Below are 15,625 nucleotides of genomic sequence, written 5' to 3'. Positions count from 1 at the left end.
TTGTGAGATTACTCCTCGCCAGCCGCTCCTGCGCTGTCGTGCTCATGTCGCTCGGCATGATCGCGACGGCGGCTGGCGCGGAGTACGACGTCGTTTATACCGGTGCGCGTGCTATCGATCCGGAAACCGGTCTGGACGAGGTGAGGAACATCGGTATCGCCGGCGGCAAGATCGCTGCCGTGTCGACCGATCGGTTGAAAGGACGCCGAACCATCGATGCTCGCGGCCTTGTCGCGGCGCCGGGTTTCATCGATCTGCACTCGCACTCGACCACGCTGCAGACGGCGAAGTATCAGGCCAAGGACGGCGTCACGACCCGTCTGGAACTGGAAGCCGGCGCGTTTCCAGTGCAGCGATGGTACGAGCAGAAGGCCGGCAAGGAACTCCTCAACTACGGCGCGAGTGTCAGCCATAACAAAGCGCGGTTTTATCTTCTGAACGGCGGCGACGATCGGGCGATGCAGCTGCTGCAGTCCGACCCGCTCATTTCCTTTCGCAAGGACATTCACACAGCGCTGCCGGCGGAACAGCGCGATCGTCTGATCGTCGAACTCGAACGAGGAATGAAGGCCGGTGCGATCGGCATCGGCAGCGGTCCGCAGTATGCGCCGGGCATCGATCGTTGGGAGCTGTTGGACGTAACGCGTCTTTCCGCGCGGATGCGAACTTGCGTGTTCACGCATATTCGTTATGGCAGCTTGATCGAGCCGGGTAGCACGCTGGAATCGATTCAGGAGAATGTCGCCAACGTCGCGATCACTGGCGGTTGCGTGCACATCATGCATCTCAACAGCATGGGCATGTCCGCGTCGCCCGAGCTGCTGAAGTTGATTCACGGTGCGCGAGATCGCGGTTTGGATGTGAGCACCGAGACGTATCCGTGGGGCGCATCCAGCGACAGCATTCGTAGCGTGATCTTCGACCCGGGGTGGGAACAGCGCTGGGGCGTCGGGCCGGAAGATCTGCAATCCACATCGACCGGAAAGCGCCTCACCCGCGAGGAGTTCGACGCCTTGCGTTCGGGCACGGGCAAAGACGGCGTGCTCATGCATATGAACACCGAGGAAACTCTCGTCGCGTTGCTGCGAGACCCGTCGATGATCGTGGTGAGCGACGCGGGCAACCTGGAAGCGGGCAAGCTCAGTCATCCGAGAACGGTTGGATCATTCGCGCGAGTGCTCGGTCATTACGTGCGCGAGGCCGGCGTGCTGACGCTGAGCGATGCCATTGCGAAGATGAGTCTGAAGCCCGCGCAGCGTTTGGAAGCATTCGTGCCGGCGATGAAACACAAAGGGCGCTTGCAAGTCGGCGCCGATGCCGACGTCGTGTTTTTCGATCCAGCCACGGTGCGAGAGAAAGCGACCTACCTGGACGCCATGCAGTACTCCGAAGGATTTCAGTACGTCATGATCGACGGCGTGCTGGTGGTCGATCGCGGCAAGCTCATAGAGAACGTATTTCCTGGCCAGCCGTTGCATGGCCAATATGGAGAGTAGGGGATAGACAATGGCAGCCGTTCCGGCGCTCGACACAGCGCGCGTCATCCAAGTGCCGCAGCCCTATTTGCTATTTCTGGGACACGCGCAAGAAACCACTTTCATGAAGACCGCGCTCGGTCTGCGTGACTGGGCACACAATCTTTGCATCGGCGAGTATCGATGTGACTCGACCAAGGTGAGCATCGGCTTGCCTTATCTCGACCCGGCGAGTGCTTACCGAGCTGGAGCGCGATCTCTCGTGATCGGTGTTGCGAGCATCGGTGGCGCCATCGATGAGCGTTGGATCGACTATCTGGTGCGCGCACTCGAAGCAGGCCTGGATATCGTGAGCGGCGCGCATTCGAGGCTGAGCAGTTCCCCGATCCTGAAGAACACCGCGGATCGTCTCGGCAGAGCATTGATCGACATTCGCGTGCCGCCGGCGGGCATCCCGGTTGCGACGGGGCGGAAGCGCTCAGGCAAACGGTTGCTGACGGTCGGCACCGATTGCGCGCTTGGCAAGAAGTACACCGCGCTGTCTCTGCAGCGGCAGTTTCAGGCGCGAGGCATCGACGCCGATTTTCGCGCCACAGGCCAGACGGGCATTCTGATTTCCGGCGCGGGCATTCCGATCGACGCGGTCGTGAGCGACTTCGTGGCTGGTGCGGCTGAGATGCTGAGTCCCGATGCCGCCGAAGATCATTGGGACGTGATCGAGGGCCAGGGCTCGGTGTTTCATCCTTCCTACGCTGGCGTGTCGCTGGGCCTACTGCATGGCTCGCAGCCGGATGTCATCGTCCTGTGTCATGAAGCAGGGCGCGAGCGCATCGTCGGGCTCGAGAGCTATCGGACGCCGAGTCTGCCTGAGGCGATCGATCTGACGGAGCGGCTGGCGCGTCTGACGAATCCGAAGGTTCGTTGCGCCGGCGTGTCGTTGAATACGTCGCGTCTGCCTGAGCCTGAGGCCCGGCAGTTGCTGAGAGAGGTCGGCGTGAGTTTGAATCTGCCTGTGGCCGACCCCATGCGGCCCGGTCATGAGCTGGATCGTTTGGTCGACGCCTGTCTGGCATAGGAAACGTATGTCTGCAACGAGATGGATGGCGGCAGCGCTGATCGCGGCGTGGATCCCGCTGGCGAGCGCGACCACCGATGAGCGCATCAAGCCAGCACTCGAAGAAATCCAGAAACTGGTCGCTGCGTCGGGCGACGGTCCAGGCATTGCCATCGGTGTGAGCGATCGGGAGCGGTTGCTTGGGGTCGTGGTTCATGGCTATGCGGACCTGAAGACCGCCAAGCCCGTGACTCCGGACACGAAGTTCGCGATCGGCTCGATCTCGAAATCCTTCACCGCCGTCGTGCTGCTACAGATGGCCGACGCGAAGAAATTCGATCCGGCGGCACCGATCAGCAAGTACCTGCCGCAGTTCCGCGTGAACACGACTTATCCGGCGATCACCGGTCATTCGGTGCTCAATCACACGTCCGGATTGCCGAACTATCTGCCGCATCTGTCCTCGATGCGGTACGCGCTGTATGCCTTGCATGACTTCCAGCCGACCTATGCGCCGGGAGACCATTTCGAGTACTCCAATACGGGGTATCAGATTCTCGGTTACGTTGCCGAGCGCATCGACGGCGATTCGTTTCCATCGATCCTCGAGCGCCGCATCCTGGAACCGCTCGGGATGCATGCGACCGAGCCGCAGATGGACGATACCGTCAGGCAGTCGCTTGCGATCAGCTATGAGCGCTGGCCCTATGACGGCAGCTATGTCGAGTCGAACTGGTTTCCTTACACAGCCTCCGATGGCGGCATCGCCAGCAACACCGAGGACTTCGGCGCGTATGTGAGATTCATATTGAATCGAGGCGTCGGGCCGAAGGGAAGAATTCTGTCGCCTGCTGCCTTCGAGGCATTCATCACACCGGCATTGGACAACTACGCGTACGGAGTCAACGTGTCGCGCGCGGCGGGGAAGACGGTCGTCGGCCACGGTGGCTCCATCTACGGATTCAATAGCTACTTCGAAGCGCACATCGACGAAGGATTCGGGCTCACGTTCTTGAGCAACACCCGGCTCGATTCGGAACTGGTGGGGCGAGTCATCGGCATCGCGTCGAAGGCGCTCGGCGGCAACGGGCAGCCTGCGACCTATCGCAAGTTCACCAATCCGCCGGCCCAGGATTGGAACGATACGTCGCGCTATGAGGGAACGTATCTACGTCAGGATGGGGTGCGCGCGGTTTTCTCCAAGGGGCAGGACGGCCGGTTGCTCATGCGCTCGTCGGATGGCAAGCAAGTGGAGTTGCGGAGAATGGGACGGAACATCTACGGGGGTAGAGCGACGGGTGCCTACCTGTTCTTCGGCGATTCGGAGGTCTCTCATGGCGCGGATTGGTACACGAAGGAAGGCGCCGCTGTGCCTGAGAGCGTCACGACGCCGGCTGAGTATCGCGCCTACGTGGGCAGATACCAGAACCATAACAATGAAGGGCCCGACGTGCGGGTGTTCGTGCGTCGGGGGCGTCTCATGGTGACGTCGGCCACGAGCACATCGTTTACCTCGGAGCTCGTCGCCGTCAGCCCTGGAGTGTTTCGACTCGAGACCCCGTCACACAGCCCGGAACGCTACCAATTTGATACGCTCGACGATGGAGTGACGCTGCGTCTGCAGGTCACGGGCGTGCCGCTCTATCGCGTGGATTTGCCCTGACGGGGAACGCATGAACGTTTTGATTCGGGTTCTGGCGCTGGCCTTGTTCATCGGGTCCATGCAGGCGCGAGCGGGCATTGAGGCGCCGCCGTCGAGCCCGCTGCTTCAACAATTGGTGACTGCGGTTGCCGCTGACGACAAGACTGCGAGCGACAACTTCTGGCGCTCTATCGAGGCATCACATACGCCACTAGTCGAGCAGGATGCCGACTCGCCCGACGTGTTGATGACATTTCTTTGGCGTGCGTTACCGGAGCAGGGCGCGGTCAACGTTCGCGTAATTCCAGGCGAGCTGACCTCGTGGGAACAAGTGGGCGATCCGCTGCAGCGAGTGGCCAAGACCGATGTCTGGTATCGCACGTATCGAATCTCACGCAAGGCCCGGTTCACGTATTACCTGGCCTGGCCGGAAGGCGCTGTGCCGCGCACCGACACGATTCATCGGCTCACTGCCGGCAATGGGCTGGTGTATGAAGCCGTCGCCGATCCTCGAGCGCGTTCAACTTACGCGCAGGAACGCGACGGAGTGCGCCGGCTCTTCTCCTATGCCGAAGGGCCGGAGGCACCCGCGGAACCCTTCGTCAAATTCAGAGAGGGCGCCGCGCGAGGCAACGTCGAGACGTTTGACGTCGACAGCAAGATTCTCTCGAATCAGCGCAAAGTATCTGTTTACACCCCATCGGGTTATCGAAAGCAGGGCACGAGGTACGGCCTGCTGCTGATGTTCGACCGCCTCTCGTACACGAGCGATGTGCCGACGCCGACGATCCTCGACAACATGATCGCTGACAAAGCGATACCGCCGATGGTCGCGGTACTGATCGACTCTCGCGTGACCAACGATCCCGATGGCGACGCACGCAGCAGGGAACTGCCGCCTAACGACAAGTATCAGAGCTTCCTGCGCGACGAGCTGTTGCCGCTGATCCGGAAGCGCTACAACGTGAGCGCCGATCCGAAGCGGAACGTCGTCGCCGGTTCCAGCTATGGCGGATTGGCGGCGACTTACACCGCGTTGAGCAATGCCGCCGTGTTCGGCAATGTCGTTTCACAGTCAGGGTCGTACTGGTGGAATCCGGAATGCTGCCAGTCGTCGCCGGAGAAGATGGTATTTCTCAGCGAGAACGCCGGCTGGATGATCAAGAAGGTCGCTTCGCTGCCACGTCGCCCGATTCGTTTCTATATGGACGTGGGCGCGTGGGAGTCCGCGGACATGCTCATGCCCAATCGAATTCTGCGGTCCGTGCTCGAAGGCAAAGGCTACGAGGTAACATACCGCGAGTTCATGGGCGGCCACGACTACGTGATCTGGCGGAGCACGTTGTCCGATGGATTGATCGCGGTGGTCGGTACTAAGCGCTGAACGCCGCGAGGCTCTGTTGGAGTTGCGCTCGGCATTCCGTAACCATGCGTTGAATCAATTCGGCGCACGTGGGAATGTCGTCGATCAGTCCGATGACCTGTCCACCCCAGACCAGCCCGCCATCGATATCGCCGGACTCCAACGAGGCGCGGCCGCGCTGCCCTGAGACCAGCGGTTGCACGTCATTGAACTGCACGCCGGGTTGACGCTCCCTGGTAACGACTTCATCCGAGACCGCATTCTTCACGCAGCGCGCCGTGTTTCGAAACGGCCGGAAGATGAGGTTCGTTTCACGCTCGGTGCGCGAGACGAGCAGTTGTTTGATGTTGTCGTGAATGGGCGCCTCGACCGTCGCGCAGAAGCGCGTGCCCATGTTGACGCCTTCCGCGCCAAGGGCGAGGGCCGCCGCCATTCCGCGACCGTTGCCGATGCCGCCCGACGCAATCAACGGAATCTTCACTTTGCGAGCCGCAGCCGGAATCAGCACCATGCCGCCGATATCGTCTTCGCCGGGATGGCCAGCGCATTCGAACGAGTCGATGGAGATCGCGTCGACGCCGCGACGTTCGGCGGCGAGTGCATGTCGAACGGCCGTGCACTTATGCACGACGATCATGCTGGCCGCCTTGGCCTTTGCGAAGAACGCTTCGGGCACGTTGCCCGCCGTTTCGAGCACGCGGACACCGCCTTCGATGGCCACATCCAGATAGCGCTCGTACGGCGGCGGATTGGTCGCGGGCAACATCGTGAGATTCACGCCGAATGGCTGGCTCGTCATCTCGCGGCAACGTCGAATTTCCGCTCCGAGCGCTTCCGGGGTGGGTTGCGTGAGCGCTGTGAGGATTCCGAGACCGCCGGCGTTCGATACGGCGGAGGCAAGCTCCGCACGACCCACCCACTGCATACCGCCTTGAATGATGGGATAGCGAATGCCAAGCAACCGCGTGACGCGCGTCTGCATTGGAGGGACAGCAGTGTTGGTCATGAAGCTCAATTCCTTCAGCCGCAAAGATCTTTGAGAGAGACCGCGGGATTGCCGAGTCGGGCCGGATCGGGCGACAGTCCGCCGCTCACGAGCTTGCGACCGAATGCGTAGTCGCGCGGGGCGTTGACGCAATCGAGCGCGACCACTCGACCTTTCTTCAAATAAACGATGGAGAAGCTGTGGCTCGCCGGAATGCCGCGCAGGACGGTCGAGTCGTGGCCCAGCGAAAGGCCGACTGTTTGCAGACGCAGATCGTATTGATTCGACCAGAACCAGGGCAGCGCCTGGTAGGGCGTGGGAGTGCCGAGCACGTCCTTGGCCGCAACGGTCGCTTGATCGACGGCATTCTGCACGGATTCGATTCGGAGCTCGGCGCCATCGGCCCAGCGATTCGTGTGAAGCGCGCAGTCACCGACGGCGTGAATCCCTGGCAGCGTCGTGCGGCAGTATTCATCGACGCGCACACCGACGGATGTGCCGGCCGCGCCGGCATCGATGAGTGGAGCAACGTTTGGAACGATGCCGATACCCACGATCACAATGTCGGCGTCGAGAACGGTTCCATCGCTGAGACGCACGCCGCACACGCGGCCGTGCTCGCCAAGCAATGATTCGACCGCGCAGGAGGTTCGCACATCGACGCCGTGTGCACGATGCTCGTCTTCATAGAACTTCGATAGCTGCGGTCCGGCGACTCGAGCCAGCACGCGATCGAGCGCTTCCAGCACCACCACTTGCTTGCCTAACTTGGCGAGCACGGCGGCGGCTTCGAGCCCGATATAACCACCGCCCACCACGGCAACGCGACGGGCACTCTCGATTTCTGTACGAAGCTGATCGACATCCGCTCGGGTGCGGATCGAATGCACGCCGGCCAGGTCGCCGCCACTGCACGTCAAGCGACGCGCATTGCCGCCGCCCGCCCAGATCAGATTCTGATAATCCAACGTATCGCCGCCGGCTATGCCGACGCGGCGAGCTTGCGAATCGATGCTCACAACACGACTGGCGGTGCGAACGCCGATCCGGTGCTCGTCCCAGAACGCCTGCGACCGAATGAGCATGTTGTCGAACGCGCGCTCGCCGGCGAGGTATTCCTTGGAGAGCGGCGGACGTTCATACGGCAACTCCGGCTCGGCGGTGAGCATCGTCACGGGCGCCTTGTAACCGCCTTGCCGAAGGGCGAGGGCGGCTTGAGCACCGGCATGTCCAGCACCGACGATCACGACACCAGCCGAGGAGTTCGCATCGCTCATTGGATTCGTCGCCTCACGTGGCGATCCAGGAAGTCGAGAATGGCCGAGTTGAACGTTTGATTACTGTCGCCCGCGACCATGTGGCCCGCTTTGGGCACAACGGCGATTTCGGCGTGCGGCATCCATCGTTTGAAGTCCTGCGCGCTGTCCGGTGTCACCACGTCACTGTCGCCGCCGCGCACGAGCAGAGTCGGCATGGTCTCGGGCGGCTCGAACGATCGTGAGATGCGCTCGAGCTCGGCCATGTCGTCATCGATATTGTCGGGCACGATTCGCGGATCCCAATGCCAACGCAAGCGGCCGTCTTCGGTACGGCGCAGGTTGCGCATCAGATGACCGCCATCTTTCGGGCGCGGCCGATGTGGGTTGTAGGCCGCGACAGCGTCGACGGCTTCTTCAAGTGTCGCAAAACCGTTCGGATGCGAAGCCATGAAGTCGCGGACCCGCTGCACACCGGATCGCTGTGGTCGAAGCACGATATCCACGAGCACGAGTGCCGGCACTTGTTCCGGCAAGAGCAGACCGCTGCTGATCGCTTCCATGGAGGTGATGCCGCCCATCGATGCGCCAATCAGAATGGCTGTGCCGCCGGCATCGTCGAGCACCGCGCGCAAATCGTCGGCGCGCTGGAAGAAAGAATATTTGCCGTCGGGCGACCAACCGCTCTCGCCGTGGCCGCGTGCGTCGTAGGCGACGACTCGATAACCTGCAGCTACGAGAGCTTGCAGTGTCGCTTGCCACGAGTAACGCGTTTGACCGCCGCCATGCGCGAGCACGACACAAGGCGCGTCGATGTTGCCCGCGACGTCGGCGATTAACATCACGCCGTCGCGAGTGGCGATCTGGCGCGTCGTAACTGCCGAAGCCACGCTCAGATCCGCTCGATGATCATCGCCGGGGCCATGCCGCCAGCCGTGCACATCGTGGCCAACCCAATCGAACGATCACGGCGCTCCAGTTCATCCAGCAGGGTGCCGATCAGGATCGCGCCGGTCGCACCGATGGGATGACCGAGAGCGATGGCACCGCCGTTGACGTTGACTTTGGCGGGATCGATATCCAGATCGCGCATGAACTTCAGCGGCACCACTGCGAACGCTTCGTTGACTTCGAAGAGATCGATGTTGCTGGCTGTGAGGCCTGCGAGCGCCAGTGCCTTCTTCGCAGCAGGCACGGGTGCATTCAGCATGAGCGTCGGATCGCCGCCGACGGTGGTCATCGCACGAATGCGAGCGCGTGGCTTCCAACCTTGCGCGCGTGCGTAGTCGGACGAGGCAATCAGAACGCCTGCCGCACCGTCAACGACCCCTGAACTCGTGCCGGCGGTGTGCACATGATCGATGCGCACGTTTGGATAAACCTGTCGCACCAGTGCGGCGTGGGTCAGACCGGCATCGTCGAGCGGCTTATCGAGCACGGCGGCGAAGGCGGGTTTCAGTTGAGCCAGGGCCGCGGCTGTCGTTTGGGGCCGCGGATATTCCTCGCGATCGAGCGCGATCTTGCCATCGTCGTTCAATACGGGGACTAAGCTGCGGGCGTAGCGGCCTTCGAGAATCGCCGCATCCGCGCGACGCTGACTCTCCAGGGCCAACGCATCCAGATCTTCACGACCGATCCGCTCCAGCGTCGCAATGAGATCCGCACAGATGCCTTGATGAGGTTGCGGATACTTACGGCGCAAGGAGAGATTGCCCGAGTCCAGTAGCAGCGCGCCGCGCGGCAGTGTCTGCGTGTGAGACATCGATTCGACGCCGCCCGCCACGACGAGTCGCTGCGTTCCCGACATCACGCCCATGGCGGCAAGCGCCACGGCGCTCATGCCCGATCCACAGAAACGATCGAGCGTGACGCCCGGGACGGCTTGATTGAAGCCTGCATCGAGCGCCGCCATGCGGGCGAGGTCGAGCCCTTGCTTGCCGAATTGCGTGTTGCAACCGACGACCACGTCGTCGATGTCCGCGGTGTCGACGGTGTTACGCGTCGCCAGTGCTTTCAGCACGGTCGACAGCAAGCGCTGCGGATGAATTCCGGCGAGCGCGCCTTTGTCGGGTTTGCCGATGCCCCGCGGGGTGCGGGCGACGTCGATTATCCAAGCTTCTTGAGTCATTCGAATCCTCTATGTCCCGGCTCAGGCCGCGACGGCGCCGTGCGCGACGCGTGTGCGCTCCTGGAGATCGCGCAATACACGCAGCTCGTCCGCGGTCGGCGCAGGCATGGTCAAGAGTGTGGTGGCGAAACGCACCGGCCAACCACACTCACGGGTGATGTCATCGCGAGTCACGCCCTCATACAGAGTCGTGACGATGAGCTCCTTGCTGTCCGGCTCGGGCTCGAAGACGCACATGTCAGTGATGACGCGGGTCGGGCCGGCGGTGGTCAGACCCAGGCTGCGACGGTGATCGCCGCCCCGGCCGTGACCGAACGAAGTGATGAAGGGCAACTTGTCGACGAATGCGCGCCGGTTCAGCGCCATCGTGATGAATGTTTGCTTGCAGTGAGCGCCAATCTCGGGCGCGCCACCGCCACCGGGCAGGCGAACTTTCGGCGCATCATACGGGCCGACGACCGTGGTGTTGAGATTGGCGTAACGATCGATCTGCGCGCCGCCCAGGAAGCCGATGCTGATGCGGCCGCCTTGCAACCAGTAGCTGAACATTTCCGGCACCGGGACGGTGGTGAGCGCAGTGTCGCAGAGTTCTCCGTCGCCGATCGACAGGGGCAACACGTTGGGTCGTGTACCGATCGTCCCAGACTCGTAGATCAAGACGATGTCGGGCGCGTGCGTCAGTCGCGCCAGATTGCAGGCTGCGGACGGGGCGCCGATGCCGACGAAACAAACATCGTCATTCTTCAGCGCACGCGACGCTGCGACGATCATGGTCTCTGAGCGAGTTGCAGGCTTGGCGCTCATGCGGCCACCTCCTGGAGACAGTCGGGGCCGAGCACTTCGCGGCGGTCGATCACATAGCGTTGCATCCACGCCAGGAAACGTTCGCGATCGCGCGAAATTTCATCCCATGCGATGTAGAAGCCGTTGTGGCGGGGATAGTAGCCATGGGCGTAGGAGGGGAAGGCGCCGCGCGGCACCTTCGCGATGGCTGTGATGACCCAGCCAGGGAGAATGGTTGTGTTTGGGCTGCGCGGACCGAAGTCGTCGACGATTTCCTCGACGGTGACGACCGCGCGCTTCGCACCGAGTACTGCCTCACGCTGCACGCCCAGGATGCCTTCGAGCAAAACGTTTCCATTGCGGTCCGCTCGCTGCGCGTGAATCACGGCCACGTCGGCGCGAATCGATGTAACGGCCGCGAGACGTTCACCTGTGAACGGGCAAACGACCTGACGAATCTGATCGTTGACGTTCGGATGATCGGTGCCGATGTAACCTCGGAGCATCGCGAACGGCAGGTTGGCAGCGCCCGCTTGATAAGCAGCGGCCATCGCCGCGTGGGCGTGCTCTTCGATGAGCAGCGGTTTAGGCCAGCCACTTTCCACCGCCTCGCGAAACCGATGCAGCGAGCCGACGCCAGGGTTACCGCCCCAGGAAAATCTCAGCGCGCGTGCCACCCCCATCCCGATCATCTGGTCGTAGAGGATGTCGGGCGTCATCCGAATGAGGGTGAGATCGCGCCGTTGCTGGCGAATGATCTCGTGCCCCGCGGCGAACGGTATTAAATGAGTGAAGCCCTCGAGCGCGACGGCGTCGCCATCGCGGACGGTGGTTCGGATCGCCGTTTCCAGGTCGAGAAATGCAGCCACAGGAGTTCCAGATGTGCGAATATCGCGCGTCGGTATCATAATCGCACATCGAGGCCGACCGCTGTCAAGGCCGGCGTCGATGCGCGGGCAAAGCTCAGAGCACCTCGACGATGGTCACGTTGGCGAGGCCGCCGCCTTCGCACATCGCTTGCAGGCCGTAGCGCTTGCCTCGCGAAATGAGTGCGTTGAGCAGGGTCGCCATCAACTTGCAGCCCGAGGCGCCGAGCGGATGACCGAGCGCGATTGCACCGCCATTCACGTTGAGCTTGCTTGGATCGGCGCCGACGGCTTGCAGCCAGGCGAGCGGAATCGGCGCGAACGCTTCGTTCACTTCATATAAGTCGATGTCGTCGATCGACAGGCCGCTTCTCTGCAAGGCCTTGCGCGTGCCGGGAATGGGCTCTTCCAACATGATGACTGGATCGCCGCCCGTGACCGTGAGGTTGTGAATGCGAGCGAGGGGCTTGAGGTTGTGTGTCTTCAACGCACGCTCGTTGACGACGAGCACACCCGACGCGCCATCGCACATCTGACTGGCATTCGCCGCGCTGAGTACGCCGCCTTCCTTCAATAGTTTGACTGAGCCGATGGACTCGAGATTGGCGTCGTAGCGAATGCCTTCGTCGGTGTCGTGCCAGCCGTCCGCGACTTGTAGAGGGACGATCTCATTCCTGAAGGCTCCGGCAAGTGTTGCCGCCGCCGCGCGCTGGTGACTCAGCAGTGCGAACTCGTCGAGCTGCCGACGCGTGAAGTTGTACTTCTCGGCCATCATCTGTGCGCCGGTGAATTGGCTGAACTCTTCGACGCCGTAGCGCTTGCGAATGCGCTCGCTCCACGGGCCACCCAATCCTGCCTTCAGTGCGAGGCTGACCGGGCTGCCCATCGGCACGCGCGTCATGCTCTCGACGCCCGCTGCGATCACCATGTCCTGAGTGCCCGACATCACCGCCTGAGCCGCGAACTGCAGCGCCTGTTGTGACGAGCCGCATTGCCGATCGATCGTGACTGCGGGCACGGAATCCGGCAGGCGCGAGGCCAACACAGCGTTGCGTGCGATATGAAAACTTTGTTCGCCGACCTGACTGACGCAGCCCAGGATGACGTCATCGATGGCGGCGGGGTCGACGCCACTGCGATCGACCAGCGCATTCAATATCTCACCGGCCATATCCGCCGGATGCCAGGTCGCCAGCTTGCCGTTGCGCTTGCCGCCAGCGGTGCGCAGGGCCTGTACGATGTAAGCGTCGCTCATAGTTGATTCACCATTTACAGAAATTGGGGTGCCGTCATCTGCCGCGCGCGTTTCACCAGCCATTGCAGCAGGAACGCCGCGATCGTTGCGGCAGTGATGCCCACGCAGGCGAGTGCGAAGGGCAACGGATGTTTGGTAAACGCCAGTGCGTCGCTCAGCATTCCCACGAGCATCGGACCGAGCCCGGTACCGACCAACGCAGTGACGAGCGCGAGGAATGCGACCGCCTGGGCGCGAATATGAGTGGGCACGAGGAGCAGGAACGGCATCGATGACAGCGAGTTCACCGAGCTCACGCAGAAAATTGCCACTGCGATGACGGCGATCTGCAACGAGACGGACGGCGCGAGCGGGGCGATTGCGGCCGCAGGCAGTGCGATCCAAACGCTCAGTCGCATGTATCGAAAGATTCGCTCGACCGTGCTACGCGCGTGGCTGTCGCCGGCCTTGCTGATGACCTGACCGGCGATGAGCGTGCCGGCGATACCCGCGATCAGGAAGGTCGGGCCGAATACAGCACCGGCCGCTTTGGGCTCGAGATGAAACGAGCGCATCAACACCGCGGGCATCCACGAGACGATGGCGTTCAACATCATCACGAGCATGGAGATCGCGAGCACGTAGCAGGCGTAGAAGCCGGCATCGGCACGCAGAAATTGAGCGAGGCCTTTGAATGAAGATTTGCTCGATGCCGCTGAGCGTTCGCGTCGCGGCTCAGGAACGAGGAGCATCAGGGCGGCCGCGAGCAATCCTGGCGCGCCAATGATCAGGAACACCCACCGCCAGGGTTCCATCTGCAGGTCCAATGTTTGCACCCAGGCATACACCGCTCCGCCGCCCATCAACGCCAACCCGCCACCGAGATAGGGCGCCAGCATGAAAACGGAGTTGGCGCGGGCCAGGCCTTTCGCGTCGTTCATGTCGGCGAGCATGGTGAGCGCGGCAGGTGGCAGTCCCGCCTCGCTCGACGCGACGCCGATGCGCGCCAATAACAATTGCCAGAAGTTCGTGACGAATCCACACAGCGCGGTCATCGAGCACCACATCGCGATGCATGCACTCATGATCCGAGGCCGGTGACCGCGATCGCTCAATCGGGCGAGCGGTAGACTGGCGAGCACATAGAAGATGGAGAAGCTCAGGCCCTGGGCGAGACCGATCTGGGTGTCGCTGAGCGCCAGCGACTGCTTGATCGGCTCGACCAGCAGGCTGAGCACGTGCCGGTCCATATATGAAAGCGTGAAACACACGGTCATGAAGACCGTGATCACCCACGCACGTCGGGCCGATGCGTTCGCCGTGAGTTCCGTTATCGAACTTTCGGCAACCATGTCTCGGCTCCTTGATACTTCTGTCGGAGCAGGGGCTTCGCGACTTTACCGGACGGCAGGCGCGGCAACGGCTCCTGCTCGATAGCGACGTAACGAGGGACCTTGTAGTTAGCGAGGTGAAGATTGCAGTGTTCGATGATGGTCGTGCAGGTGGCCTGCCCATGCACGATAGCGAGCGGCGTTTCGCCGAAACTGGAATCGGCGGCGACGATGACTGCCACCTCCAGCACACCCGGCACATCGGAGATCACGCGTTCCACTTCGGCGGCGGAAATGTTCAGGCCCCCCGAAATGATGATGTCCTTGAGCCGGTCGATGAAGGTGAGATTGCCGTTGGCGTCGATCTCGCCGAGGTCGCCGGTGTGCAGCCAGCCGTCGCGCAGAATCTCACGCGTGCCCGATTCATTGTTCCAAAGGCCCACGGTCATGCAAGCCGAGCGAATGAGGATTTCGCCGGGGCCGCCGGTTCTCGCGATGGTTCCATCGCTCAGCCGGATGGCATATTCAGAGAACATTCCGCCACGGCCGCACTTATGGGGCTCGCTGACTGCCACATCGCTGCGAGCGCCCCAAGCGCCGCCGGCTTCCGTCGAGCCGTAGGCGTGTCGAAGCACCACACCTTTGCTTCGCCATGCACTGAGCAGCGCGGGACTGACGCGAGCACCGCCCACTTGCGTCCAGTAGAGGCTGGACAGATCCGCGTCGGCAAACGCTGGCAGGGCAGCGATACGCTCGAAGAAAATCGGCGCTGCCATGAACGACGTGATGCGATGGCGGGTCAGCAGATCGAGCGCGCGTTCGGGGACGAACTTGCTTTCGATATAAATAGTGGCGCCTTGCGTCAGGCCCTGGGTCATCACCAGATAACCGGAGCCGGAGCTGAAGGGGCCGACCATCAGGACTGACGAGCCGCGGCCACAGCGGGGCTCCATCAACACAAACTCGCTGGCGTACGTGACGACCATGCGATGGGTGTAGATGACGCCTTTGGGCCGACCGGTCGAGCCGCTGGTGCCGATGATGAATGCCGCCGCTTCGTCCGCTGGTTCGTTCATCGGCGGTGCAGGCGGACCTGAGCGTAGGGCAGGGATGATGGACTCTAGCGACAACAACTTTTCGTTGGCCGCGGTGCCGAGCGCTTCGGCGACGGTGGCACTTCGCTCCGTGTCCGCGAAGATCAACGTGGGCGAAAGCTCATTGAACCATTCGCGCAGCTCCGACGCGGTGGAACGGAAGCTCAGCGGCGCACCGATGGCGCCCAGGCGAATCAATCCGCAGGCGAGCACCGCGTAGTCGAGCGAATTCGTGGCAACGATGCTAATGCGGTCGCCCGGTCGCACGCCGCGTTCAGATAAATCATGGGCTACGCGTCCCGCCCAGTCGTACAGCTCTTTGAAGGAGACGCTGCGATCCTCGTACCTCAGCGCGGGTTGGTCCGGTGTTTCTTCGGACCAGAAGCGCAGGGCGCGGGCAATCGTAAAATTCAT

General features: G+C 62.2%; 13 protein-coding genes. 4 read left to right on the top strand and 9 right to left on the bottom strand.

Features of this window, described 5'->3' with window-relative positions; genetic code table 11:
- Positions 1 to 2 precede the first annotated feature (2 nt).
- Genes ACFPN2_RS32725 through fes form a run of 4 tightly spaced genes read left to right on the top strand, consistent with a single transcriptional unit; the run spans position 3 to position 5,555 of the window.
- On the top strand, positions 3 to 1,496 hold the full coding sequence (locus ACFPN2_RS32725) for an amidohydrolase family protein (RefSeq protein ID WP_380604611.1): 1,494 nt from the start codon (positions 3 to 5) through the stop codon (positions 1,494 to 1,496).
- Positions 1,497 to 1,506: 10 nt separating this feature from the next.
- Complete coding sequence (locus ACFPN2_RS32720; protein WP_380604609.1) at positions 1,507 to 2,550, top strand: N-acetyltransferase DgcN family protein; 1,044 nt, start codon at positions 1,507 to 1,509, stop codon at positions 2,548 to 2,550.
- Between the two features lie 7 nt (positions 2,551 to 2,557).
- On the top strand, positions 2,558 to 4,192 hold the full coding sequence (locus tag ACFPN2_RS32715; RefSeq protein ID WP_380604607.1) for a serine hydrolase domain-containing protein: 1,635 nt from the start codon (positions 2,558 to 2,560) through the stop codon (positions 4,190 to 4,192).
- 10 nt (positions 4,193 to 4,202) lie between these two features.
- Complete coding sequence (gene fes, locus ACFPN2_RS32710; RefSeq protein ID WP_380604605.1) at positions 4,203 to 5,555, top strand: enterochelin esterase; 1,353 nt, start codon at positions 4,203 to 4,205, stop codon at positions 5,553 to 5,555.
- On the opposite strand, the gene ACFPN2_RS32705 is transcribed toward fes, so the two are convergent.
- From ACFPN2_RS32705 to ACFPN2_RS32665, 9 genes are all read right to left on the bottom strand, one after another.
- Positions 5,545 to 6,516 carry an NAD(P)H-dependent flavin oxidoreductase gene (locus ACFPN2_RS32705; protein ID WP_380606715.1) on the bottom strand — a complete coding sequence of 324 codons (972 nt, stop codon included), beginning with the start codon at positions 6,514 to 6,516 and terminating at the stop codon, positions 5,545 to 5,547. The two genes, fes and ACFPN2_RS32705, sit on opposite strands and share 11 nt — an antisense overlap.
- 38 nt (positions 6,517 to 6,554) lie before the next feature.
- On the bottom strand, positions 6,555 to 7,796 hold the full coding sequence (locus ACFPN2_RS32700; protein WP_380604603.1) for an NAD(P)/FAD-dependent oxidoreductase: 1,242 nt from the start codon (positions 7,794 to 7,796) through the stop codon (positions 6,555 to 6,557).
- Positions 7,793 to 8,665 (bottom strand): alpha/beta fold hydrolase, encoded by an 873-nt coding sequence (locus ACFPN2_RS32695; RefSeq protein ID WP_380604601.1) that lies wholly within the window; start codon positions 8,663 to 8,665, stop codon positions 7,793 to 7,795. The genes ACFPN2_RS32700 and ACFPN2_RS32695 overlap by 4 nt, the downstream gene beginning before the upstream one ends.
- 2 nt (positions 8,666 to 8,667) lie before the next feature.
- Positions 8,668 to 9,903, bottom strand: a complete 1,236-nt coding sequence (locus ACFPN2_RS32690; protein WP_380604599.1) for an acetyl-CoA C-acetyltransferase — start codon at positions 9,901 to 9,903, stop codon at positions 8,668 to 8,670.
- A 21-nt stretch (positions 9,904 to 9,924) separates the two neighbouring features.
- Entirely contained in the window at positions 9,925 to 10,707 is a 783-nt protein-coding gene (locus tag ACFPN2_RS32685) for a CoA-transferase subunit beta (protein WP_380604597.1), read from the bottom strand.
- Positions 10,704 to 11,555 (bottom strand): CoA transferase subunit A, encoded by an 852-nt coding sequence (locus ACFPN2_RS32680; RefSeq protein ID WP_380604595.1) that lies wholly within the window; start codon positions 11,553 to 11,555, stop codon positions 10,704 to 10,706. The genes ACFPN2_RS32685 and ACFPN2_RS32680 overlap by 4 nt, the downstream gene beginning before the upstream one ends.
- Before the next feature lie 94 nt (positions 11,556 to 11,649).
- Complete coding sequence (locus tag ACFPN2_RS32675) at positions 11,650 to 12,807, bottom strand: acetyl-CoA C-acetyltransferase (protein WP_380604593.1); 1,158 nt, start codon at positions 12,805 to 12,807, stop codon at positions 11,650 to 11,652.
- Positions 12,808 to 12,821: 14 nt separating this feature from the next.
- Positions 12,822 to 14,138 (bottom strand): MFS transporter, encoded by a 1,317-nt coding sequence (locus ACFPN2_RS32670; protein ID WP_380604591.1) that lies wholly within the window; start codon positions 14,136 to 14,138, stop codon positions 12,822 to 12,824.
- Positions 14,117 to 15,625, bottom strand: a complete 1,509-nt coding sequence (locus ACFPN2_RS32665; RefSeq protein ID WP_380604589.1) for a class I adenylate-forming enzyme family protein — start codon at positions 15,623 to 15,625, stop codon at positions 14,117 to 14,119. The genes ACFPN2_RS32670 and ACFPN2_RS32665 overlap by 22 nt, the downstream gene beginning before the upstream one ends.

The organism is Steroidobacter flavus, from assembly GCF_042651805.1.
GTDB classification, from domain to species: Bacteria; Pseudomonadota; Gammaproteobacteria; order Steroidobacterales; family Steroidobacteraceae; genus Steroidobacter; species Steroidobacter flavus.
The sequence above is the reverse complement of the archived record's forward strand: the minus strand, read 5'-3'. Positions and strand labels throughout refer to the sequence as shown.